We start from the raw sequence: 1,641 nt of genomic DNA, 5'->3' as shown, positions 1-1,641 counted from the left end.
ATCATTCACCCCAATATTAGCGACTCCAAGAACGTCTTTCCAAATAGCGACCAATTGACGTTCTGTGTCATTTTCTGGTGCTTCGTACCCCTTGATCTCTCTTGCTCCCTCGCCACTGAGTAATAAAGCTTTTCTGTCTACTTTGCCATTGGAGGTCAAAGGAAATTCCGCTAAGAAGGTGTAATACTTTGGCACCATATAATCCGGGAGCCTGTCCACCAAATATCTTTTCAGCGCTTCTTTATCTACTTCCCTATCCTCTGACTTTACAACGTAAGCCTCTAGGTGCTCCCCTCCATTTCGGTCATTTTTGTTCACCAACACCAGGGCTTTGGCTACGCCATCACAGTCCTTAAGCGCCGCTTCTACCTCGCCTAGCTCGATACGCATACCACGAATTTTTACCTGTGTGTCTATCCTGCCTAAAAACTCGATTTGCCCCGCTTGTGTCCAGCGACCTCTGTCCCCTGTTCTATATAATCGCTCCCCCGTCCTTGGGTGCAAGATAAAGCTGCCTTCGCTCCTTTGCTCATCTTGCCAGTATTCCCGTGCAACTCCTACTCCTCCTATGTAAAGCTCTCCTGCAACACCCAGCGGAGCCGCTTCCAGCCCCTCGTTTAACACATACATATGCTGGTTCGCCAACGCTCTACCATATGGAATACTCGACCAGCTCTCTGGTACCGTTCCTATCGGATAATGAATGGACCAAATTGACACTTCCGTCGCCCCGCCCAGACTGACTACTGATATGTCCTGTTGTCTGGCTTGGAGTCTGCATGGTAAGGTCGGGGGGATCCAATCTCCACTCATCCATACCATTCTCACTGCGCCCAACCCTGACGCTCTCATGCCGTCCATATAGTCCACTAACATTTGCATTAACGCTGGGACTGAGTTCCAAATCGTTACCCCATGTGTACGCAGCTTTTCCAACCAAGCCTCAGGCTCTCGTGCGTTGTCCTCACTCAGTGTAACTAAACGACCTCCCGCCATGAGTACGCCAAAAATGTCATACACCGATAGGTCAAAGTTCAACTCTGATAAACACAGCACCACATCTTGCTCTGTCACCGAAAAGCGTTTATTCATATCAAATAGCGTATTGAGTACTGCCCTGTGCTCTATCGCAACCCCCTTAGGCACCCCTGTCGAACCTGATGTGAAGATAACATAAGCCAGATCGGTGTCTGTTTGTACGCTTTGCAAGCTGCACGTTGGGGCACTGAATACTTCTGGCACATCACACCAATGTACCGTCTGTTCACTATCGGGAACCACCTCCCCTATCGCGACTTTCACTTCCCCTAAAGTAAGCAGCTGACGACGGCGCTCTAGTGGTAAATGTGGATTGATTGGTAAATAGGCGCCTCCCGCGATTAACACGCCAAGCACCGCAACCACTTGCTGCCAGCCTCTTGGCAGGACCACGGCAACCAACTCGTTTGGCTGCACACCTTGGGCGCGAATTTGCGCCCCAAGCGCGGTAGCGCGTTGATACAGTTCTTGGTAACTCATTTGTCGATGCTCATCTATGATGGCCACCGCATCAGGCTGTTGCTGTACTCGATGAGCAATATAATCTTGAATACACTCTCCCAATGGGAAAGATTGTAAGTCATTGTTCCAACTACCAAGAAT

At 49.6% G+C, this 1,641-nt stretch carries 1 protein-coding gene; it reads right to left on the bottom strand.

The features are described from left to right. A partial coding sequence (locus J8L98_RS24380; protein WP_210998649.1) for an amino acid adenylation domain-containing protein occupies nucleotides 1–1,641 on the bottom strand: 1,641 nt, incomplete at both ends.

It is taken from the genome of Pseudoalteromonas sp. MMG013 (assembly GCF_018100885.1).
In the GTDB taxonomy this organism is placed as follows: domain Bacteria; phylum Pseudomonadota; class Gammaproteobacteria; order Enterobacterales; family Alteromonadaceae; genus Pseudoalteromonas; species Pseudoalteromonas aurantia.
This window is presented reverse-complemented; position numbering and strand designations above follow the sequence as displayed.